Raw genomic sequence first — 20007 nt, 5'->3', positions numbered from 1 at the left:
TCAGTCGCGGATGCGCTGGAGCCCGCGCCTGAAGTCAAATCAGGGCGAAAACGACCACCCATGGAAAAGCGCGTCACTTTCTCCTCGACGACGATCGGCCTGCTTTTTGCATTCCCGATGCTGCTGCTGATCTTCGTCTTCTTCTACTGGCCAAGCGCGCAGGCGCTTTATTGGGCGTTCACGCTCGAGCAGCCATGGGGCGGCGGCAATGCCTGGGTCGGCCTAGACAATTTCAAACTGCTGCTCAGCGATCCGATCTATTGGGAATCGATCACCCGCAGCATAGTCTTCGGCTTCAGCTCGACGATCATTGCCATGGGCCTGGCGCTTATCCTGGCGCTTTTGACGGACCGCGAGCTGCGAGGCCACAAGATCTACCGGTCGGTCTTCATCTGGCCCTATGCGATCGCCGCGCCCGCTCTTGGGCTTGCCTTCCGCTTCATCCTGGCGCCGGAGGCCGGCCTTCTCTCGGTCATCAACCATGTCTGGCCCGGCCTCTGGAATCCCGCGCTTGACGGCAAGGACGCGATGATCGCCGTCATCGTCGCCTTCTCCTGGAAATATATCGGCTATAACTTCATCTTCTTCCTTTCGGCTCTGCAGGGCATTCCGCGCTCGCTGATCGAGGCAGCCGCCATGGACGGCTCCGGGCCGCTGCGCCGCATGTGGGATCTCCAGCTGCCGCTGCTGACGCCGACATTGTTCTTCCTGCTGGTGATCAACATCACTGAAAGCTTCCAGGATTCCTTCGGCATCGTCGACGTCATGACGCAGGGCGGCCCGGCCCGGGCGACGGAGCTGATGGTCTACAAGATCTATTTCGACGGCTTCCGGGGCCTCGATTATTCGGGCGCCGCGGCGCAATCGATCATCCTGATGCTGCTCGTCGTCATGCTCACCATCTTCCAGTTCCGCTTCATCGAGCGGCGCGTGCATTACAAGTGAGGTCGCGGACATGATCGAACGCACGCCGATATTCAATTTCATCTGCTATACGCTTCTGGCGCTCGGCATGGTCATCGCGCTCCTGCCTTTCGCCATCGTCATTATCGCCTCGACGCTGGATCTGGAGACGGTCAACCGTGTGCCGCTGCCGCTGACGCCGGGCTCGCATTTCTGGGACAACGCTCGGGAAGCCTGGGTCCGCGCCGATCTCGGCAACAAGCTGCTGCACAGCATCATTTTCGCCACGGCAGTCGCTACCGGCAAGGTCATCCTTTCCGCCATGGCAGCTTTCTCGATCGTCTACTTCCGCTTCCGCGGCCGCTATGTGATTTTCTGGATCATCTTCATCACGCTGATGCTGCCGCTCGAAGTCCGCATCGTGCCGACCTATTCGATTGCGGCCAATGCGCTGCAGCCATTCCAGACGATTCTCGATGTCACGGGCATCAGCTGGCTCGTGGCCCAGATTACGGGCATCCAGGTCAAGCTCGAATGGGGTCTGCTGAATTCCTACCCGGGCCTGGTTCTGCCGCTGGTCGCAACCGCGACCGGGACGTTCCTTTACCGGCAGTTCTACCTGACGGTTCCCGATGAGCTTGCCGAGGCTTCGAAGATGGATGGGTCGGGCCCGGTCCGGTTCTTCTGGGACATTCTACTGCCGCTGTCGCGGCCGAACATGATCGCGCTGTTCACCATCATGTTCGTCTGGGCATGGAACCAGTATCTCTGGCCGCTTCTAATCACCACCGATCCGAATTTCGGCATTGCGGTGACGCAGCTCAAAACCCTGATTCCATCCGAATTCGGCCTGCCTGACTGGAACGTCGCAATGGCGGGTACACTGATCATCATGTCGCCGCCGCTGGTCCTCGTCATCCTGATGCAGCGCTGGTTCGTGCGCGGCCTGATCTCCACCGAGAAATGAAGGAACAGTCCTGTGGCACCGATCTCAATCCGTGATGTAAAGAAGAGCTACGGCAAACATCCCGTGGTTCACGGCGTCGATCTGGAAATTAAATCCGGTGAATTCGTTGTCATCCTCGGCCCTTCCGGCTGCGGCAAGTCCACGCTCTTGCGCATGATCGCCGGCCTCGAGGAAATCAGCGGCGGTGAAATCGCGATTGACGGCCGCGTCGTCAACCAGCTGGAGCCGCGCGAGCGCGGCTGCGCGATGGTGTTCCAGAACTATGCGCTCTATCCGCATATGACCGTAGCCGAGAATATCGGTTATGCGTTGAAGGTGGCTGGCGTTGCGAAGGCTGAGCGTCAGCGACGCATCACCGAGGTCGCCAAGGCGCTTAGCCTCGAACCCTTCCTCGACCGCCGCCCGGCCGCTCTTTCCGGTGGCCAACGCCAGCGCGTCGCCATGGGCCGCGCGATGATCCGCGAGCCGAAAGTGTTCCTCTTCGACGAGCCGCTGTCGAACCTTGACGCCAAGCTGCGCATCGCCATGCGCGCCGAAATCCGCCGCCTGCACCGCCGCCTTGGCGCCACTTCGATCTTCGTCACCCATGATCAGACCGAGGCGATGACGCTGGCCGACCGGCTGGTGGTGATGAACGGCGGCAAGGTGGAGCAGGTCGGCACGCCGGAAGAGGTCTATCATCATCCGGCCTCGCGCTTCGTCGCCGGCTTCGTCGGCACGCCGGCGATGAACCTGCTCGAAGGCACGATCAACGATGAAGGTGTCTTCGTCTATGACCAGAGCCGCAAGATTGCGCTGCCGCGCGAACGCGCCGCGCCGCTGAAAGGCAAACGCGTCGTGCTCGGCATGCGCGCCGAGGCCGCCCGACTGGTGGCGCCGGATGCGCCCGGCGCCTTGATCGCGACGGCCGATTTCATCGAAGAGCTCGGCGCCAGCCGCGTCGTTCATGCCGATTTCGACGGGCTGCCTTTTGCCGTGGCGCTGACGGATGCCGTGAGAGTGAAATCCGGCGACCCGATCGGCATCGCGATCGACCACAACGCGATCCACCTCTATGCCGCCGATACCGGCCGGATCATCGAGAATTCTGCAATGAGCAGTGCCGGCGCCGTCCACGCCTGATTAATTCATCGCCGGTCGGCGTCAGCGATGGATCGGATCGATCCAGGGGACGTCTTCCGGCTTCTCGACCGGCTCGATATCGAGATTGACGACGACGGGCTCCTGGCCTGAGCGGACAAGCACGCATTCCAGCGTCTCGTCACGGCTGGCGTTGATCTCCTGATGGGGCACGTAGGGCGGGACATAGATGAAATCGCCGGGGCCGGCCTCGGCGGTAAATTCCAGATGCTCGCCCCAGCGCATGCGGGCCTTGCCCTTGACGACATAGATAATGCTTTCGAGATCGCCATGATGATGGGCACCGGTCTTGGCATTGGCATGGATCGTCACCGTGCCGGCCCAGATTTTCTCGGCGCCGGCACGCGCATTGTTGATCGCAGTTGCGCGGTTCATGCCCGGCGTCTGCGCCGTGTTGGGATCGAGCGAATTGCCGGGAATGACCTTGACGCCATGTTCCCGCCAGTCGATGTGAGAATGCTCGTGGTCGCCGCTCATGCCTTGTCTCCACCTTCGATGCAGACAATCTAGGTAGGCGCGACGCGACGGCCAAGCGGATTTATCTTCGCGCACCAGAAAGAGGCACCCGATGAGCTATCTGCCACAAATCGATTACGACACGGCTTCGGAGGAGATTCGGGCAGCGCATGACGAAGAAGTCAGGCTGCGCGGGCGGATGACCAACATGAAGCGGACGCTCTTACATTCGCCGGTCGCCCACCGCATCTATGCCGAATGGTTCACGCTGCGGGCGGAGCTGGATCCTGCCGTCAGCGACCGGGAGATCTGGGTCTTCTCGCATGCGATCTCGAAGGCGGCGAAATCGAAGATCGCCATCACCTTCTTTCGCCGGGCGCTGATCAACAAGGGCTTCAATCCCGATGCGCTGGAGCTTTCCCAGACGGAAGCGTTGCTCGACGCCTTCGGCAAGGCGATCGTCGCCGATTCCAACGCCGTTCCGGCCGAGCTATGGGCGCAGCTGAAGACGCGCTATGAGACAAAGGTGCTGGTTGATCTCGTCGCCTTCGCCGGCATCATGCTGGCGACCGCCCTCTTCAATAATGTCGTCAAAGTCGATTTCGACCCCGAACTTGAAGCCTTTGCCGAAGGTGCAAACTCGAGCTAGCCATCCAGCGAAGCAATCGCCGCCCTGATCGCGTCGGCGCCAGGTCTGATCGGCCGGTATTCGAGCCCGACGGCGCCGTCATAGCCGTTGCCGAAGATCCAGTTGAGGCGGTGGCCGAGATCGATGCCGCCGGAGCCCGGCTCGTTGCGGCCGGGATGATCGGCGACATGGACGTGGAAGACGCGGTCGAGACGGCCCTCCAGCACCTCTTCGGTGCGTTCGTCCATCACGGCCGAATGGTAGATGTCGTAGACGATGCCGATCTCGGGGCGGGCGACCTCATCGACGATATCTAGCCCTTCGCGGGTCGAAGCAAGGAAATAGCCGATATGGTCGATGCGGGTGTTGAGCGGCTCGACGCCGAGGCGCACGCCGCTGCCTTCGAGGACGTCGGCGCCGGCTTTCAGCGTTTCGGTGAGAGCCAGACGCTGCGCCTGCCGGGTGAAGCCGGGAAGATCGTCTCCCGCTTGGGCAATCAGCACCGGCGCGCCGAGACGTCTGGCGACGGCCGCGGATTCGGCCAGGCCCTCGAGCCAGGCGTGCCGGTTGGCGGCGTCGGTCAGCGCGATCATCGGTTCGGCAACGAGGCTGGTCACCGCAAGGCCGGTTTCATTAAGCACCGCCTCGATCGCACCCAGGTCCTTGTCGCTCCATCGCCAGAATTCGACCGCCGTCAGGCCGCCGGTATGGGCGCGACGGATGCGGTCGGGAAAGCGGTCGCCCGCTTCGGCAAACAGCCACTCTATGCAGGCCGAATAACGTCGCATGAAAACTCCTCCCCTGTGCGGGGCGCAGGCTGCGCCAGATCGGAGCCTGCCGCAAGGCTTGACGCCCGGATTCATTGACGGAACACTCCGCACATCAGGCCGGGATCGCCGGCGTTGCTGGAGGAAGATATGGATCTGGGATTGAAGGGAAAGACCGCGGTCATAACGGGCGCGTCGGTCGGCATCGGGCTGGCGATCGCCGAAGGGCTGGCGGCCGAGGGCGCCAGCCTCGTGCTCGCCGCGCGCGGCGGTGAGCGGCTGGAGGCGGAGGCTGCCCGTATCACTGGGAAATACGGTGTCAGCGCCACCGCCGTTGCTGCCGACGTTGCGAACGTTGCGGGAACGGAGGCGATTATTGCGGCCGCCGCGGAGAAGGGCGGCGCCGACATCCTCATCAACAATGCCGGAACCGGATCGAACGAGACGGTGATGGAGGCGCCGGACGAGAAGTGGCAGGCCTATTGGGACCTGCATGTGATGGCTGCCGTGCGGCTTGCCCGCGGTATCGCGCCGCAGATGAAGAGGCGCGGCGGCGGGGTCATCCTGCACAATGCCTCGATCTGCGCCGTCCAGCCGCTCTGGTACGAGCCGATCTACAATGTCAGCAAATCGGCGCTGATGATGTTTTCGAAGACGCTCTCGACCGAGCTCATCCCGGACAATATCCGCGTCAACTGCGTCAATGCCGGCCTGATCCTGACGCCGGACTGGATCAAGACCGCCAAGCAGCTGACGGCCGAAACCGGCGGCAACTGGGAAGGCTATCTGCAGAGCGTCGCCAATGAGCATGCTGCTTCCAAACGCTTCGGCACGCCGGAAGAACTGGCGAATGTCTTCGTCTTCCTAAGCTCGGAACGGGCAAGCTACTGCATCGGGTCGACCTATTTCGTTGACGGAGGCATGTTGAAAACAATCTGACGGATCAACGGCAAAGCGCGCTGGAGGCCGAGGACTGGCGGCACTTCTGCGGACGTTGCCGAGATAAGCTATAAATAATAGCTATTTTGTTGTATCTTCACGCTTTCGACGCTATTTGCCTGCTATTGGCAGGATAAGTATTGCGTTTTCGACAGGGCAAAGACGATGCTGACGAAAAAGGGAAAATATGGCCTGAAGGCGCTGGTCGATCTGGCGCGGCTGCCGCCGGGCGAGACCGCCTTCATCAATGACGTTGCCGCCCGCAACAATATCCCGAAGAAGTTTCTCGATACGATCCTCTTGGAGCTGCGCAATGTCGGCATCCTGCGTTCGAAGAAGGGACCCGGCGGCGGCTATTCCCTGTCGCGGCCGGCTTCCGAAATCCGCATCGGTCATGTCATCCGCACGCTCGACGGGCCCTTAGCGCCGATCCGCTGTGCCAGCCGTACGGCCTATGAGGCCTGCGACGATTGCGCCGATCCGGAAACCTGTCAGGTGCGGCGTTCGATGACCGATGTTCGGGACGCGATCGCCGCCATCCTCGACAATATGACCCTCGAGCAATTCGTTGCGGCCGGCGGCCATGTCGAGGGCGCTACGGAAGAATTTCCGATCTCTGCCGCCAGCTGAGATCTCTTCGTTTCCACATCGTCCCGCATAACGGCGGCGCCCTCTGCAATCTTTCAGTTCTCGACTTTCTGCGACACATACTCGCCTGCGCTGCGCAGCAGCCTATCCCGAGGCAGCGAAAGCGCGTGAATGCGGGCATTGCGCCAATGGCGGTCGAGATTGAGCCCGATACCGGCCGATGCCTGCCCTGCGAGTTCGAACAGCGCATTGGCGGTGGCGAGCGCCGTATCGCCGGCTATGATCGCGGCCGCCGAAGCGGAAAAATACGCGTCCGCCATCGCCGCCTCCACGGGATTGACCTGGGCAAAGTCGAGTTTTCTGCCAGCCCGTTCCAAGGCCGCCGCCGTCGCTTCGATGCCAACGGCATGTTTGCCGAGCTGAGAGAGGACGGCGGCGCGATCGCCGATCGCTTTCATCAGGTCGGCCCACGCGGCTCGCGCGATACCGAGGCTTACCCCGGCCTTGAGCAGCAGGCCAAGCGACACGCCGGTCGAATATCCAAGCGAAGGCGCCGGCACGATGGCATCGGCGTTAACATGGAGTGGACCGGCGATCGCCGTTGCCGATCCATTGGTGCGCTGGCCGAAGCCGTCCCAATCATCGACCACCTGCAGGTCTTCATCGCTGCCGGTGAGGTAGAAAGTCGCCGGGCGGTCGGGCGGAAGTGTGAGGGCGGCGGCGATCCAGTCGGCATAGAGGATACCGGCGGCCTGCCGAGTGCGGCCGCTGAGGCGATAGCCCGGGCCTTCGTCCGTCACCTCGCATCCCTCGGCGAAAGCGGCGGCCGCGAAGCGGTCGCCGAGCAGCACCCGGGCAAATAGCGAGGCCTTCAGATCCTCTCCGGCCTGAATGCGGAGTGTTTCCAGCGCGGAAAAATGACTTTCCAGAGTCTCGCCGATCGAGGCATCGGCCTCGGCAATGATCGCAACGATTTCGGCAAGTAGGGCATTCGGCACGTCGAGCCCTTCATGGTCGGGCGGAACAGTGATCGCCGTCAGTCCCGACATCGACAGCGCGTCGACTTCGGCAAACGGCAGAATGCGGTTGATATCGCGTTCGCTCGCCTCGCGCCGGAATGCGGTGGCGAGGTCACGGGCCGTGGAGATTGCCGCCTCTTCGCTCTCGATGCGCTGCGCTGGCGGTCTCAGGCGGTCACGAAACTGCGATATGGTTCCCATCGATCACTCTTTCCTCGACGGATAACAGGAGTGAGGGATTTCGCTCCGGATGATAAGAACGGTTTTTCTAGAAAAAACCGATGCTTCGAATTTTCTCACCAACTTGATCGCCTTGCCCTCGACGCTACTTATGGTTAACCGGGGCTTCCTTGATTGAGAAACATGATGAGCGACTCTCTTGCTCGCCGCAGCGAGGTTTCGAAAATGGCACGCGAGCCGAGACCGCGTCCGACGCTGGATATCGCCGATATACCAACCTATGCCATCGGCGACATTCACGGCCGGCGCGACCTGCTCGTGAAGGCCGAACAGGCTATCCTGCGCGATGCGGCACGGCTGCCCGGGCGCAAGCTGATCGTGACGCTCGGCGATTATATCGACCGCGGCCCGGAATCGGCGCAGGTCATCGCTCACCTCATGGATCCGCCGCCGCAAGGTTTCGATCGGATCTGCCTTGCCGGCAACCACGAGATCGCCATGCTCGATTATATCGACGGCTGGCTTTCCTATGACGACTGGATGCGGATGGGATCGGCGCACTCGCTGAAATCCTATGGGCTCGATCCGGAACATCTGCCGCTGGTCTTTCCCTCCGGTGCACAGCTTGACGCCTTCCTCCGTCATTCGCTGCCGCACACGCATATCGATTTCATGCGGGCGATGCCGATCATGCTGGACACGCCGAGCGTATTGTTCGTCCATGCCGGCATCGATCCGGCGCGGCCAATCGCGGCGCAGACCGACGAGGATCTGGTGCTCATCCGCCACCGATTTCTCGAAAGCAGGATCCCTTTGCCGAAACTCGTCGTCCATGGTCATACGCCGAACGACGAGCCGGAGGTTCGCGCGGGGCGGCTCAATCTCGATACGCGCGCCTATCGCAGCGGCAGGCTGACCGTCGCCCGTCTGTGGCAGGGCCAGGTGCATCTGTTTTCCACCTGACAGGCATTGTCACTGGAGTGATCAAACCGTCTCCCTTTCGGTCGGGACCGCTTCGACCGGCCTGTCAGCTGAGCGGTTGCGACGCCGGCCGCGCAGCACGACGTAGAAAACCGGCGTCAGGAACAGGCCGAAGATCGTCACGCCGAGCATGCCCGAGAAGACGGCAGTGCCGAGCGACTGGCGCATTTCGGCGCCGGGGCCGGTGGCGATGGCAAGCGGCAGCACGCCGAAGATGAAGGCGAAAGCCGTCATCAGGATCGGGCGCAGGCGAAGATGGCTGGCCTCGATCGCCGCCTCGACCGGCGATTTGCCTTCTTCTTCCGCTTGTCGCGCGAACTCGACGATCAGAATGGCGTTCTTGGCCGCAAGGCCGATCAGCACGATCAGGCCGATCTGCGTCAGGACATTGTTGTCCATGCCGCGGAGCGAGACCCCGATCAGCGCCGCCAGCACCGCGAGCGGCACGATGAGGATGATCGCCAGCGGCAGAACCCAGCTTTCATATTGCGCCGCCAGCGCCAGGAATACGAAGATCACCGACAGGGCGAAGATATAGACGGCGGTGTTGCCGGTATGGGTCTCCTGATAGGCGAGTTCCGTCCATTCGAAGGTCGTTCCCTGCGGCAGGATCTTCGCCGCCAGCGCCTCCATCTTCGCGATGGCGTCGCCCGTTGACGTGCCTGGCGTCGGATTGCCCTGAAGCGGCACCGAGACATACATGTTGTAACGCTGGACAAGCGCCGGGCCGCTGGCATCCTGAATGTCCATCAGGGTTCCAAGCGGAACCAGCGCGCCGGTCGCCGATCGAACCTTCAGGGCGAGGATATCTTCCCTATCCATGCGATACTGCCGGTCGGCCTGGGCGCGAACCTGGTAGACGCGGCCGAACGCGTTGAAATCGTTGACGTAAGCGACGCCAAGATTGATGGAGAGCGCGTTGAAGATATTGGGGATCGGCACATTGAGGAAGCGCGCCTTGTCACGGTCGATCGCCAGGAAATATTGCGGGCTTGCATCGGAGAATGTCGTAAAGACGCCGGTCAATCCCTCCGTCGTCGCTGCCGCACCCATCATCTGGCGGGCGAGGGCGAGCACCCGCGTCATATCGGCGTTTTCAAGGTCGGAAATCTGCATCTTGAAGCCGCCGGAATTGCCGACACCCCGCACGGATGGCGGCGGTATGGCGATGATGAAGGCTTCCTGGATGCTTTGCAGCTTGCCGAAAAGCTCGCCGATGATCTTGTTGGCGTTGTCTCCGCCTTCTTCGCGTTCGGCGAAGGATTTGAACGGGACGAAGACGACGCCGGCATTCGAGGCATTGGTGAATGTCGCCCCGCTGAAGCCGGCAAACTGCACGGCATTGCCGACGCCCGGCACGGTACGGGCGATATCGCCCACCTGCTTGACGACGGCGTCGGTACGCGCAAGCGAGGCGCCGTCAGGAAGTTGTATGACGATGATCGCGTAGCCTTGGTCCATGGTCGGGATGAAACCCGAGGGAACGCGCGTGCCCATGTACCAGGTTGCCCCCAGCAGGCAGACGAAGGCGACCATGGCAGCGCTCAAGCCGACCCAGCTGCTGACCAGGTGCCGAACGGTCCATGAATAGCCGGAACTCATCCGATCGAATCCACGGTTGAAGCCATCGGCAAGGCCGCGCCCCAGGCGTGTAGCCATATTGACGCGCCTGGTTTCGTGGTCATGGGGCTTGAGCAATATGCCGGCCAGGGCGGGCGAAAGCGTCAGCGAGTTCAACGCGGATATCGCGGTGGTGACGGCGATGGTGACCGCGAACTGCCGGTAGAACTGTCCCGAGATGCCTGGAATGAAGGCTGTCGGCACGAAGACGGCGATCAACACCAGCGAGATGGCGATGACGGCGGTTCCGACTTCGTCCATCGTGACGTGGGAGGCCTGTTTCGGCGTCATGCCGCGGGCGAGATTGCGCTCGACATTTTCCACCACCACGATCGCATCGTCGACGACGATGCCGATCGCCAGCACCAGGCCAAACAGGGTGAGCATGTTGAGCGAGAAGCCGAAGGCCAAGAGGACGGCGAAGGTGCCGATGAGCGAGACGGGGATGGCAATGATCGGAATGATCGCGGTTCGCCAGGATTGCAGGAAGACGAGCACGACGATCGCCACCAGGATGGCCGCCTCGACGATGGTTCGATACACTTCGGAGATCGAATCCGAGATGAATTCGGTCGTGTCGTAGACGATGCGATATTCCAGCCCTTGCGGGAAATTCTGCGACAGGTCCTTCATGATCGCCTGGACCTGATGGGCGGTATCCAGGGCATTGGTCCCCGGCCGGGCGAAGATGCCGAGCGCGACCGCGGGATCGTTGTTGAGATAGCTGTTGGTGACGTAGTCCTGTGCGCCGAGTTCGATGCGGGCGACGTCCTGCAATTGCACGAGCCGGCCGCTATCCGTCGATTTGACGATGACGTAGCGGAACTCGCGCACGTCGGAGAAGCGTCCGTCCGTCCGCACCGTATATTCGAACGCGTTCTTGCCGGTCACCGGCGGCGCGCCGATCTTGCCGCCCGACACCTGAACGTTCTGGTCTCTGAGGGCGGCGACGACGTCATCGGATGTCATGCCGTAAGCAGAGAGCTTTTCCGGGTCCAGCCAGATTCGCATCGAATACTGGCGCTCGCCGAACAGCTGCACGTCGCCGACGCCATCCAGGCGAACGAGAACGTCGCGGATGCGGTTGCGGGCGTAGTTGGAGACGTAAAGCTGGTCATAACGGTGCGTCGGCGACAGCAGGTGCACGACCATCATCAGATCCGGCGAACTTTTGTCGGTTGTCACGCCGAGCCGCTGGACTTCCTCGGGAAGGCGGGGGAGGGCGATGGAGACGCGGTTCTGGACAAGCACCTGGACCTTATCGAGGTCGGTGCCGAGCTTGAAGGTAATCGTCAGCGACATGGCGCCGTCGGCACTCGAATAGGAAGACATGTAAAGCATGTCTTCGACGCCGTTGATCTGCTGTTCGAGCGGCGTCGAAACCGTGTCGGCGATGGTCTGCGGATCGGCGCCCGGATAGGAGGTGCGCACGACGATCGTCGGCGGCGCGATCTCCGGATATTGTGATACTGGCAGCTGCGTATAGGCGATGCCGCCGACGACGAGCAGGACGATCGAGATCACGGCCGCAAAGATCGGCCGGTCCACGAAAAAATGAGCGAATCTCATTGTCCGCTCTCCGCGCCGGCGGTTTCGGGCGCCGTGTCCTGCCGCTCTTTCGGCAGTTCGGTCATCTGGGGCGTGATCTTCGAGCCGGGACGGGCGCGGATTACGCCGTTGACGACGATCGTCTCGGTGCCGTCGAGACCCTCGCGTATCACGCGGTAGCCGTAGAGCCGCGGTCCAGGTCTCACGGGCTTGGTCGAAACCGTGCCGTCGTCGGCAACGACATAGACGACGCGCTCGTTCTGATCCGAGCCGATTGCCTCGTCGGGGACAAGAATGGCCTGATAAGTGTTGGAAGCTTCGACCTGTATGCGGCCGAAGAGGCCGGGCTGCAGGACAAGGTCAGGGTTGGGGAAACGGGCCCGCAAACGAATGGTGCCACTCTGGTTGTCGACCCGGTTCTCGGCGAAATCGAGCTTTCCTTTGAAAGGTTTGGCATTGGGATCCGAGATCGTGACGGAGACATCCAGTCCGCCGCCGCCCTGCTGGAGATCCTTGCCCAATTTGCGGGCCGTGTCGGCAAAATTCAGCAGGCGGCGTTCGTCGACGTCGAAATAGAAATCGATCGGGTCGAGAGAAACGATTGTCGTGAGCACGGTCTGGTCGGTCTGCACGAGATTGCCGGCCGAGATCAGCCGGCGGTCGATACGGCCGCTGAGCGGCGCCTTGATTTCCGTATATTCCATGTCGAGCGACGCACGGTCGGCAGCGGCCCGCGCGCCGCGGACATTGGCCTCGGCCGAATCGAATTCGCGGCGGCGATCATCCAGCGTCTGCGCCGACTGACTGCCGCTCGAGGCAAGGGACTGGGCGCGCTTGTACTGCGCGTCGGCAAAGACCAGGGTGGATTGTGACGCTTCGAGGGTCGCCTTTGCCTGGTTAAGCGCCGTTATGAAGGGTCTCTGGTCGATGACGAAGAGCAGATCGCCCTGCTTGACCAGGGCGCCGTCCTGGAAATGGATTTCCTGCAGGTAACCGCCGACGCGCGAGCGAACGGAGACTTCGTCGACCGGTTCGAAGCGACCGATGAACTCGTCGCTGTCGACGACGTCACGAACAACCGGCTTGGCGACGGTGACGGGCGGGGGCGGCGGGGCGTTTTGAGCCAGCGCGGCCAGAGGCATCAACGCCGCCATGCAGCCAAACACCGCGATCTGTCGAAGCGCGTAAGTCATACCGGTCCTCCAATCTCGGCGCGCGCTTTTTGCTGCCGCCAAACCTAATATGAAGTGATGTCGTTCATGTCTTGCTGCTTGATCGGAGGCGTTCGCCCCCTTGATTTCTCCGGCGTCCAATACCCTGGAAAGGAAGGCCGGCAGGCATGCAGATCAGAAAAATCGTAACGCTATGGAATTGGACTATAAACGGCAGCGGCGAAAAATTGCAAATGCCAATTGGCGGCGCTTCCTGAATCCACAGAGACGTCGCGGAAGGGCGTCAGCTCTCGACGATTTCGTCTCTGCCGGGCGGAAGCGCGCCGAGTTCGGCCCAGTCAAGTTCCTGTTCCAGCATATGAAAGACATCGTCGTCGATCTCATCGGAGCGGCGCATCGCTGCCAGCTTGGCGCGTTTTGCGACGATGACATTGCGGCGCTGCTTATCGAGCCTGCTGACCTCGCGTGGATGTTTCCCGTCCGCGGCGATCTTGCGCTCCGAAGTGTAGACATCGCGCAGGATGCGGGTGGATTCGTCCTCGCCGCCTGTAAGCTCGGCCAGCGCTGCATCGATCAACGCCACGCGGGCTCTGGCGAGATCGCGCTCCAGGGACGTGTCCGGATCGAATTTTAGAAAACGGATCAGCGGGCCGAGCGTCAGTCCCTGGACGATAAGCGTCCCGAGGACGACGGCGAGCGCGCTGAGCAGGATGATGTCGCGATCGGGAAAGTCGATCGGCAGGGCGAGTGCCGTCGCCAGGGTGACGAGGCCCCGCATGCCGCACCAGCCGGCAAGCAGGCTGGCTGCAAACGTCGGAGCGGCCTGTATCGTGCGTCTGCGCGCTGCGAGAAATTTGATCGCCCGGTTGTAGAAGAGCACCCAGGCGAGACGGACGACGACGACGGTTCCGAAGACCGCGGCGGCGAAGCCGATCGCGAAACTCAGTCGGCCGGGATCGAGGTCGAGGACGATCTGGCGGGCCTGCAGGCCCATCAGCAGAAAGGCGAGCACATTGAGCAGGAAGACCGCAGCCTCCCACACAGAATAGGAGTGGATGCGGTGGCGGGCCGTCTGTCGTTCCGGCATGTAGCGGGCAATCACCATCGCGTAGACGACGATGGCCAGAATCGCCGAAAAATGCAGCCGCTCGGCGATTATCCACGTGCCGAAGGTGGCGACGAATTCGAGTAGCGTGCCGCCGAGCGTGCCGGCGAGCCTCAGGCCGACGACCATGTAGAGACGGCCCATGAGATAGCCGAAGACGAGGCCACCGGGGACGGCGAGAGCCAGTTCCGCCAGGGCGCCGGAAAAGAAGGCCGGACTCGCCGCGGCAGAAACCGCAGCGCTGAAGATCAGAAGCGCGACGGCATCGTTCAAAAGGCTCTCGCCCTTCAGGACGACATAGGTCTGGCGCGGCAGGGCGAAGCGATCGAGCATGGCGGTGGCGGCGGCGGCATCCGGCGGCGCGACGATGGCCCCGAGCGCGACGGCCGCGGCCAGCGGCAGGCCGGCCATTGTCACCCCGACGACGGCTACGGCTGCAGCTGTCAGGATCACGGCGATCGCGGCGAGCGAAAAGAGCGGCAGCCAGTTGCGCCTCAATGTTCTCGGCGGCAGATCATAAGCGGCGTCGAAGAGCACGGGCGCGACCAGCAACGCCAATGCAAGGTCGGGATCAATGGCAACCTCGGGAGCCCAGGGCACAGCCGCAACGATGACGCCGGCGATCGACAGCATTGTCGGATACGGAATTCGAAACTTCCTGGAGAATTGCAGAAAGACAATCGCCACCAGCAGGAGGGTCAGCATGCTTTCGAAGAACGCCATCAAGCTCCCCAAATACGCGCCTCGTGCGGAGGCGTTCCTGCCGCAGAATTAGGGCGGCGCAAGCCCGCGGCCACTGTCAAACGGGCTTGAGCCCAAGCTGCGGCATTTCAGCCGACGTTGCGGAATCTGCCGTCTGCGTCCTTGTGCTGACGGCAAGCTCAATATACATACCCATATTATAAGTATGCTTATAAATTCGGTCGCAGGTTTTCATGAGCTCTACGCCCACACTCGGTTTCCTTCTCCATGACGTTGCGCGGCTGCTGCGCAAGCGGTTCGAGCAGCGCGCGAAGTGCCTTGGGCTGACCCGGTCGCAATGGCAGACGCTTGCCTATCTCTCCAACAATGAAGGCATCCATCAGAGCGGCCTTGCCGAAATTCTCGAAGTCGAGCCGATCACGCTGGTGCGCATCCTCGACAAGCTCGCCGAACGCGGGCTGATCGAGCGCCGCCAGCACCCGACCGACCGGCGCATCTGGCTGCTCTACATGCGCGAAGCAGCCCATCCGCTGCTCGCCGAAATGCGCGAGCTCGGCGATGTGACCCGCGCCGAAGCGCTGGACGGCGTTTCGGCCGCGCAGCGCGAGCAGCTCTACCAAATCTTGTCCGCAATGAAGACGAACCTGGTGCAGGCTTGCCGAACACCAGTTGAAGAGAATGAGATGAACGATGGCTGATCAACCCAACCTCCGCGTCGTTGCCGACGCCAAGACATCTGACGAAAACGAAATCAAACAGCAGGAAACGGTAGCCGAAGCGCCTTCATCCAGTTCAGCGCCGGCTGCCGCCGTGGCTGCGCCTGGCGGCAACAAGGTCCGCCGCCGGCGCAGTCTCACACGGCCCGTCCTGTTCGCCCTGCTGCCGGTGTCGCTCGTTGTCGGCGGTTATTGTTACGTCAATGGCGGCCAGGTGATGTCGACCGACAACGCCTATATCCAGGCCGATATGGTCGGGGTCACCACCGATGTCTCGGGCATCGTCGAGCAAATCAATGTGCATGAGAACGAGGCGGTCAAGGCGGGGCAGGTGCTCTTCAGCCTCAAATCCGATTCCTTCAAGATTGCGCTCGATGGCGCCAAGGCGCAGCTCGGCGCGCAGCGCAATCAGATCATGAACCTCAAGGCAAGTTATCAGCAGTCGCTCGCCGAGATCACGCAGGCGGAAGCCGATCTGCCCTATTACCAGGATCAGTTCGATCGGCAGCAGAGCCTTGTCAACAACGGCAGCGCGACGCAATCTGCCTATGACGAGGCCAAGCACAATCTCGAGGCCGCGCGGCAGAAGGTTGCCGTCGCCAAGGCCGAAGCGGCAACGACGCTCGCCGAGCTCGGCGGCAGTGCTGACCAGCCGGTCGAGGAAAACCCGCTCTATCTGCAGGCCAAATCCCAGGTTGACAATGCGCAGCGCGAGCTTGACCACAGCGTCGTCAAGGCGCCGTTCGATGGCATCGTCACCAATGTCAACGCCTTGCAGGTGGGCTCTTATCTTCAGGCGTCGCAGCAGGCCTTCTCGCTTGTCGCCACCGACCATCTGTGGATCGCCGCCAGCCCGAAGGAGACCGAGCTGACCTACGTCAAGCCCGGGCAGACGGCGGAGATCTACGTCGACACCTATCCCGGCATGATGTGGAAGGGCAAGGTCGAGAGCATCAGTCCGGCCTCCGGCTCCAGCTTCTCGCTGCTGCCGGCGCAGAACACCACCGGCAACTGGGTGAAGGTCGTCCAGCGCATTCCGATGCGCGTCAGCATTGAGGACGCCGGAGGCAAGCCGCCGCTTCGCGTTGGCATGAGCACGGTCGTCGATGTCGAAACCGGCCATGCCCGCGGATTGCCCGACTTCGTCAACAAGCTTCTGGGCCGGTCTCAGGGCAAGGATCATGAGTAACGCTCCCGCATCTCCGGCGATCCCCGTTGCCAATCGCGGTGCGATCACCGCCTGCGTCATTCTCGCCGTCATCATGCAGGCGCTGGATACGACGATCGCCAACGTGGCGCTGCCTTATATTCAAGGCAGCGTGTCGGCCTCTGCCGACCAAATCAACTGGGTGCTGACGTCCTACATCGTCGCGGCGGCGATCATGACGCCGCCCTCCGGTTTCCTTGCCGCCAAGTTCGGCCGCAAGCGCGTGCTGCTCGTCGCCATATCAGGCTTCGTCGGCGCCTCGGTGCTCTGCGGCCTGGCGCAGTCGCTGAACCAGATCGTCGCCTTCCGCCTGCTCCAGGGCCTGTTCGGCGCATCGCTGGTGCCGCTTTCCCAGGGCATCCTGCTCGACATCTACACGGTCGAGGAGCGCGGTTCGGCCATGGCGCTCTTCGGCGTCTCGGTCATGGTCGGGCCGGTGCTCGGCCCGGTCATCGGCGGCTGGCTGACCGACAATATCAGCTGGCGCTGGGTGTTCTACATCAACGTGCCGATCGGTGCGCTGGCCTTTGCCGGTATCGTCATCTTCGTATCGGAAACGAAGAGGGATGCGCTCGCCAAGCTCGACTGGTTCGGTTTCGGCATGATGAGCCTGTTCATCGCCTCGCTGCAGCTCTTCCTCGACCGCGGTGAGCAGCTCGACTGGTTTTCTTCCGGCGAGATCATGCTCGAAGCGATCATCTGTGCTGCCGCCTTCTATCTGCTGCTGGTGCACACGCTGACGGCGGAGAAGTCCTTCGTCAATCCGAAGCTGTTTCTGGACCAGAATTTCACGATCAGCATGATCTTCATCTTCGTGATCGGCATCACCTATCTCGCCTCGCTGGCGCTGATGACGCCCTATCTGCAGACGCTGATGGGCTATCCCGTCATCACCGCTGGCATCGTCATGGGGCCACGCGGGCTCGGCACCATGCTTTGCATGTTCATCGTCGGGCGGCTGATCGGCAAGGTCGATACACGCTGGCTGCTGGGGCTCGGCCTCGGCCTGACTGCCTGGGCGATGTACGACATGACCGGCTGGACGCCCGACGTCTCGCAATGGACGATCATCTCGGTCGGTTTCATCCAGGGCGCCGGTCTCGGCTTCCTCTTCGTGCCGCTGACGACGATCGCTTTCGCCACGCTACCCGCCCATATGCGCGGCGACGGCACCGGCCTTTACAATCTATCGCGCAACATCGGCTCGTCGGTGGGCATCTCGATCGTCTCGGCGCTGATCGTCGAAAACACGCAGAGCAATCATGAATCGATCGCCGCCTATGTGACGCCGTTCAACCATGCCTTCAATGCGGCGGCGGCGCAGGGGCTCAGTCCCGTGACGGCGGCCGGGCGCGCCTCGCTCAACGAGATCATCACGCTGCAATCGACGATCATCGCCTATATGGACGATTTCAAGCTGCTGATGCTGATGTCGCTTGCGGTCATTCCGCTGGTTCTGCTGCTGCGCAAGCCGAAAGCGGCGCCCGCCGTCGACCACAGTGCCGTCATGGAATAGTCAGCCAAACGGCTTGCTGAGATGACGCGATCCCTGGATGCCGAAGCGCCATGGCGCGTCGGCATTTTTCGTGATGCCGATGCGCTTACCCGAAACGATCGGCACCGGCGCGGAGAGCGTCAGCGCATAGGGCGGGTGGTCGAGCAGCCGGTCGTTGATCTCGATGTCGATGCCGAGCGCCTGGCAGAGTTTGCCGGGGCCGCTGCAAAGCGCCGTCAACATGTCGGTGCCGCGCCGCTGCATCATCAGAGGGATTCCTGTTTCCGGCTCAAGCGCCCGGATGAGCACGGCCGAACCCGGATGGCAGACGAAGTTCAGGCACCAATACATGCCGTAAATGCGGTAGATGTAGACATTGCCGGGGCGGCCATACATGGCGCCATTGCGCCTGGTCGGGCCGCGGAAGCTGTGCGAGGCCTCGTCATCGGGGAAATAGGCTTCCGTCTCGGTGATGCGGCCGCCGACACCGTCGACTGTGAGATGGCAGCCGAGCAGAGCCCGGGCAACAGTGGCCGCATCGCGCTCGAAAAACGCCTTGAGGCTTTCGCCGGCAAGCGCGCCGGCGCCGATCGCGCCGCTTGTCATTCCACCATCGGTCATGGCCAAGGCAGATACCATTCGGTGCGCTTGGCGTCACCCTAAAAGCGTTTGACGTGACAAGCAGGTGTTACCGGCCGGCATTCGGATCGCGCATTGGGATCGAGGAGACCGTCACCGAAACCGGGTCGCTTGCCGGAAAAGAATCTTCGAGCCCCTCTTCCAGTTCTTCTTCAAGCAGGGCGGCATCCTTGCTGCGCGGGCCGTCGCCATGGGTGGGTTCGATGGCTGTCGCAAGCAGGGCCTTGGCGCGCGAGACGGCATTTTCCGAGGTTAGCTCTGGCCTGCTGCGCAACGTCACGGCAATGCTGTCTTCGCCCTCGCCGCCGAATTCGATGACGAAGCCGTCTTCCGTCTGGTAGACAGTGATGTCGCTGAGTGCCATGGCCTCCCCCGAAAAAAGCGCTTACATGCGCAAGGCGCGCCTTAATGATGCGCGCTTTCCGGATTTTGTCGAGCGAAGACCTTCACCAGCCAGTCGATGAAGACGCGCACGCGCGGTGAAAGCTGGCGGTTGCGGGGATAGAGCAGGGATACCGGCGTCGGCGTCAGCGGAAAATGCCACCCCGGCCGAAGAACTGGCCCGGGAGATCGAGCTGGCCGGCGGCAAGGCGCTGACCGCGAAAGCCGATGTCAGCAATGCGGGCGCCGTGCGCCGCATGTTCGATGCCGCGGAAGCCGCTTTCGGTGGCATCGACGTGCTCGTCAACAATGCCGGCATCATGATGCTCTCCTCGCTCGCTCAAACTGACGACGAAAACTTCGACCGCCAGATCGGCGTCAATCTCAGGGGCACCTTCAACACGTTGAGGGAAGCGGCCAGGCGCTTGCGCCACGGCGGCCGGGTCATTAACTTCTCGACCTCGATCGTCGGCTTGACGCTTGAAACCTACAGCGTCTACGCCGCGACCAAAGCGGCCGTCGAAACGCTGACGGCGATCATGGCCAAGGAAATGCGCGGCCGCAATATCACCGTCAATGCCATTGCGCCCGGTCCTGTCGCCACCGATCTTTTCCTCAACGACAAATCAGAGGAACTCGTCGCCCGCATGGCGAAGATGAACCCGCTGGAGCGCCTCGGTACGCCCGAGGACATCGCGTCGGCGGTCGCCTTCCTCGCCGGCCCGGACGGCGGCTGGATCAACGGCCAGACGCTGCGCGCCAATGGCGGCATGATCTGACGAAAGCGAGCTCATCGCGATTATGTGATCGGCGCTTGTAGGCTTTCCCTCTTACAATCTTATGGGGAGTGCCTA

19 protein-coding genes and 1 pseudogene are annotated in these 20007 nt (G+C 62.1%); 11 read left to right on the top strand and 9 right to left on the bottom strand.

All coding sequences use genetic code 11. The features are described 5' to 3' along the window. Positions 1 to 60: 60 nt before the first annotated feature. From PYR71_RS27155 to PYR71_RS27145, 3 genes are read left to right on the top strand one after another with little or no spacing between them, the layout of a single operon-like run. Positions 61 to 945 carry a carbohydrate ABC transporter permease gene (locus tag PYR71_RS27155; protein ID WP_183911898.1) on the top strand — a complete coding sequence of 295 codons (885 nt, stop codon included), beginning with the start codon at positions 61 to 63 and terminating at the stop codon, positions 943 to 945. A gap of 10 nt (positions 946 to 955) precedes the next feature. Next, positions 956 to 1870, top strand: coding sequence for an ABC transporter permease subunit (locus PYR71_RS27150; protein ID WP_183911901.1), 915 nt, complete (start codon positions 956 to 958; stop codon positions 1868 to 1870). Between the two features lie 12 nt (positions 1871 to 1882). Continuing rightward, complete coding sequence (locus PYR71_RS27145) at positions 1883 to 2992, top strand: sn-glycerol-3-phosphate import ATP-binding protein UgpC (protein WP_183911903.1); 1110 nt, start codon at positions 1883 to 1885, stop codon at positions 2990 to 2992. A 21-nt stretch (positions 2993 to 3013) separates the two neighbouring features. On the opposite strand, the gene PYR71_RS27140 is transcribed toward PYR71_RS27145, so the two are convergent. After that, positions 3014 to 3487 (bottom strand): cupin domain-containing protein, encoded by a 474-nt coding sequence (locus tag PYR71_RS27140; RefSeq protein WP_009994847.1) that lies wholly within the window; start codon positions 3485 to 3487, stop codon positions 3014 to 3016. Positions 3488 to 3578: 91 nt separating this feature from the next. On the opposite strand from PYR71_RS27140, the gene PYR71_RS27135 reads away from it, so the two are divergent. Continuing rightward, complete coding sequence (locus PYR71_RS27135; protein WP_275621583.1) at positions 3579 to 4115, top strand: carboxymuconolactone decarboxylase family protein; 537 nt, start codon at positions 3579 to 3581, stop codon at positions 4113 to 4115. Here PYR71_RS27135 and PYR71_RS27130 read toward each other — a convergent pair. Continuing rightward, positions 4112 to 4882, bottom strand: coding sequence for a TIM barrel protein (locus tag PYR71_RS27130; protein ID WP_275621582.1), 771 nt, complete (start codon positions 4880 to 4882; stop codon positions 4112 to 4114). The genes PYR71_RS27135 and PYR71_RS27130 overlap by 4 nt on opposite strands. A gap of 129 nt (positions 4883 to 5011) precedes the next feature. On the opposite strand from PYR71_RS27130, the gene PYR71_RS27125 reads away from it, so the two are divergent. Then, positions 5012 to 5800 carry an SDR family NAD(P)-dependent oxidoreductase gene (locus PYR71_RS27125; RefSeq protein WP_275621581.1) on the top strand — a complete coding sequence of 263 codons (789 nt, stop codon included), beginning with the start codon at positions 5012 to 5014 and terminating at the stop codon, positions 5798 to 5800. A 165-nt stretch (positions 5801 to 5965) separates the two neighbouring features. Further along, on the top strand, positions 5966 to 6430 hold the full coding sequence (locus PYR71_RS27120; protein WP_097582028.1) for an RrF2 family transcriptional regulator: 465 nt from the start codon (positions 5966 to 5968) through the stop codon (positions 6428 to 6430). 53 nt (positions 6431 to 6483) lie between these two features. On the opposite strand, the gene PYR71_RS27115 is transcribed toward PYR71_RS27120, so the two are convergent. Continuing rightward, positions 6484 to 7608: an acyl-CoA dehydrogenase gene (locus PYR71_RS27115; RefSeq protein ID WP_275621580.1), complete on the bottom strand. Its 1125-nt coding sequence runs from the start codon at positions 7606 to 7608 to the stop codon at positions 6484 to 6486. A 165-nt stretch (positions 7609 to 7773) separates the two neighbouring features. Here PYR71_RS27115 and PYR71_RS27110 point away from each other — a divergent pair, with 165 nt between their 5' ends. Next, positions 7774 to 8550, top strand: a complete 777-nt coding sequence (locus PYR71_RS27110; RefSeq protein WP_275621579.1) for a metallophosphoesterase — start codon at positions 7774 to 7776, stop codon at positions 8548 to 8550. A 21-nt stretch (positions 8551 to 8571) separates the two neighbouring features. On the opposite strand, the gene PYR71_RS27105 is transcribed toward PYR71_RS27110, so the two are convergent. From PYR71_RS27105 to PYR71_RS27095, 3 genes are all read right to left on the bottom strand, one after another. Further along, positions 8572 to 11757, bottom strand: a complete 3186-nt coding sequence (locus tag PYR71_RS27105) for an efflux RND transporter permease subunit (RefSeq protein WP_275621578.1) — start codon at positions 11755 to 11757, stop codon at positions 8572 to 8574. Beyond that, the gene (locus PYR71_RS27100) at positions 11754 to 12929 is read right to left on the bottom strand and encodes an efflux RND transporter periplasmic adaptor subunit (RefSeq protein WP_275621577.1); all 1176 of its coding nucleotides are present in this window, start codon (positions 12927 to 12929) and stop codon (positions 11754 to 11756) included. Before PYR71_RS27100 ends, PYR71_RS27105 begins: the two co-directional genes overlap by 4 nt. Before the next feature lie 262 nt (positions 12930 to 13191). Continuing rightward, a complete protein-coding gene (locus tag PYR71_RS27095; protein ID WP_275621576.1) occupies positions 13192 to 14736 on the bottom strand; it encodes a cation:proton antiporter in 1545 nt (514 codons plus the stop codon). Between the two features lie 212 nt (positions 14737 to 14948). On the opposite strand from PYR71_RS27095, the gene PYR71_RS27090 reads away from it, so the two are divergent. The 3 genes from PYR71_RS27090 to PYR71_RS27080 are packed head-to-tail and all read left to right on the top strand — an operon-like array spanning position 14949 to position 18154. After that, positions 14949 to 15413 carry a MarR family winged helix-turn-helix transcriptional regulator gene (locus tag PYR71_RS27090; RefSeq protein WP_275621575.1) on the top strand — a complete coding sequence of 155 codons (465 nt, stop codon included), beginning with the start codon at positions 14949 to 14951 and terminating at the stop codon, positions 15411 to 15413. Then, on the top strand, positions 15406 to 16620 hold the full coding sequence (locus PYR71_RS27085; RefSeq protein ID WP_275621574.1) for an HlyD family secretion protein: 1215 nt from the start codon (positions 15406 to 15408) through the stop codon (positions 16618 to 16620). The genes PYR71_RS27090 and PYR71_RS27085 overlap by 8 nt, the downstream gene beginning before the upstream one ends. After that, positions 16613 to 18154 (top strand): DHA2 family efflux MFS transporter permease subunit, encoded by a 1542-nt coding sequence (locus PYR71_RS27080; RefSeq protein WP_183911925.1) that lies wholly within the window; start codon positions 16613 to 16615, stop codon positions 18152 to 18154. The genes PYR71_RS27085 and PYR71_RS27080 overlap by 8 nt, the downstream gene beginning before the upstream one ends. Here the strand turns inward: PYR71_RS27080 and PYR71_RS27075 are convergent, their stop codons facing one another. The 3 genes and pseudogenes from PYR71_RS27075 to PYR71_RS27065 form a co-directional block, all read right to left on the bottom strand. After that, on the bottom strand, positions 18155 to 18772 hold the full coding sequence (locus PYR71_RS27075; RefSeq protein ID WP_275621573.1) for a DNA-3-methyladenine glycosylase: 618 nt from the start codon (positions 18770 to 18772) through the stop codon (positions 18155 to 18157). Positions 18773 to 18821: 49 nt separating this feature from the next. Beyond that, the gene (locus tag PYR71_RS27070) at positions 18822 to 19136 is read right to left on the bottom strand and encodes a hypothetical protein (protein WP_183911927.1); all 315 of its coding nucleotides are present in this window, start codon (positions 19134 to 19136) and stop codon (positions 18822 to 18824) included. 41 nt (positions 19137 to 19177) lie between these two features. Next, positions 19178 to 19309, bottom strand: a pseudogene (locus tag PYR71_RS27065) (LysR family transcriptional regulator); the annotation flags it as partial. On the opposite strand from PYR71_RS27065, the gene PYR71_RS27060 reads away from it, so the two are divergent. Further along, positions 19252 to 19932: an SDR family oxidoreductase gene (locus PYR71_RS27060; protein ID WP_323115749.1), complete on the top strand. Its 681-nt coding sequence runs from the start codon at positions 19252 to 19254 to the stop codon at positions 19930 to 19932. The pseudogene PYR71_RS27065 and the gene PYR71_RS27060 sit on opposite strands and share 58 nt — an antisense overlap. The last annotated feature ends 75 nt before the right edge of the window (positions 19933 to 20007 follow it).

Source organism: Rhizobium mulingense (genome assembly GCF_029194105.1).
Lineage (GTDB): Bacteria > Pseudomonadota > Alphaproteobacteria > Rhizobiales > Rhizobiaceae > Rhizobium > Rhizobium mulingense.
This window is presented reverse-complemented; position numbering and strand designations above follow the sequence as displayed.

Bases quoted from the DNA above. Each gene is read 5' to 3' on its own strand.
- PYR71_RS27155 (WP_183911898.1), top strand. From the start codon at position 61: ATGGAAAAGCGCGTCACTTTCTCCTCGACGACGATCGGCCTGCTTTTT.
- PYR71_RS27150 (WP_183911901.1), top strand. From the start codon at position 956: ATGATCGAACGCACGCCGATATTCAATTTCATCTGCTATACGCTTCTG.
- PYR71_RS27140 (WP_009994847.1), bottom strand. From the start codon at position 3,487: ATGAGCGGCGACCACGAGCATTCTCACATCGACTGGCGGGAACATGGC.
- PYR71_RS27135 (WP_275621583.1), top strand. From the start codon at position 3,579: ATGAGCTATCTGCCACAAATCGATTACGACACGGCTTCGGAGGAGATT.
- PYR71_RS27130 (WP_275621582.1), bottom strand. From the start codon at position 4,882: ATGCGACGTTATTCGGCCTGCATAGAGTGGCTGTTTGCCGAAGCGGGC.
- PYR71_RS27125 (WP_275621581.1), top strand. From the start codon at position 5,012: ATGGATCTGGGATTGAAGGGAAAGACCGCGGTCATAACGGGCGCGTCG.
- PYR71_RS27120 (WP_097582028.1), top strand. From the start codon at position 5,966: ATGCTGACGAAAAAGGGAAAATATGGCCTGAAGGCGCTGGTCGATCTG.
- PYR71_RS27115 (WP_275621580.1), bottom strand. From the start codon at position 7,608: ATGGGAACCATATCGCAGTTTCGTGACCGCCTGAGACCGCCAGCGCAG.
- PYR71_RS27110 (WP_275621579.1), top strand. From the start codon at position 7,774: ATGAGCGACTCTCTTGCTCGCCGCAGCGAGGTTTCGAAAATGGCACGC.
- PYR71_RS27105 (WP_275621578.1), bottom strand. From the start codon at position 11,757: ATGAGATTCGCTCATTTTTTCGTGGACCGGCCGATCTTTGCGGCCGTG.
- PYR71_RS27100 (WP_275621577.1), bottom strand. From the start codon at position 12,929: ATGACTTACGCGCTTCGACAGATCGCGGTGTTTGGCTGCATGGCGGCG.
- PYR71_RS27095 (WP_275621576.1), bottom strand. From the start codon at position 14,736: ATGGCGTTCTTCGAAAGCATGCTGACCCTCCTGCTGGTGGCGATTGTC.
- PYR71_RS27090 (WP_275621575.1), top strand. From the start codon at position 14,949: ATGAGCTCTACGCCCACACTCGGTTTCCTTCTCCATGACGTTGCGCGG.
- PYR71_RS27085 (WP_275621574.1), top strand. From the start codon at position 15,406: ATGGCTGATCAACCCAACCTCCGCGTCGTTGCCGACGCCAAGACATCT.
- PYR71_RS27080 (WP_183911925.1), top strand. From the start codon at position 16,613: ATGAGTAACGCTCCCGCATCTCCGGCGATCCCCGTTGCCAATCGCGGT.
- PYR71_RS27075 (WP_275621573.1), bottom strand. From the start codon at position 18,772: ATGGTATCTGCCTTGGCCATGACCGATGGTGGAATGACAAGCGGCGCG.
- PYR71_RS27070 (WP_183911927.1), bottom strand. From the start codon at position 19,136: ATGGCACTCAGCGACATCACTGTCTACCAGACGGAAGACGGCTTCGTC.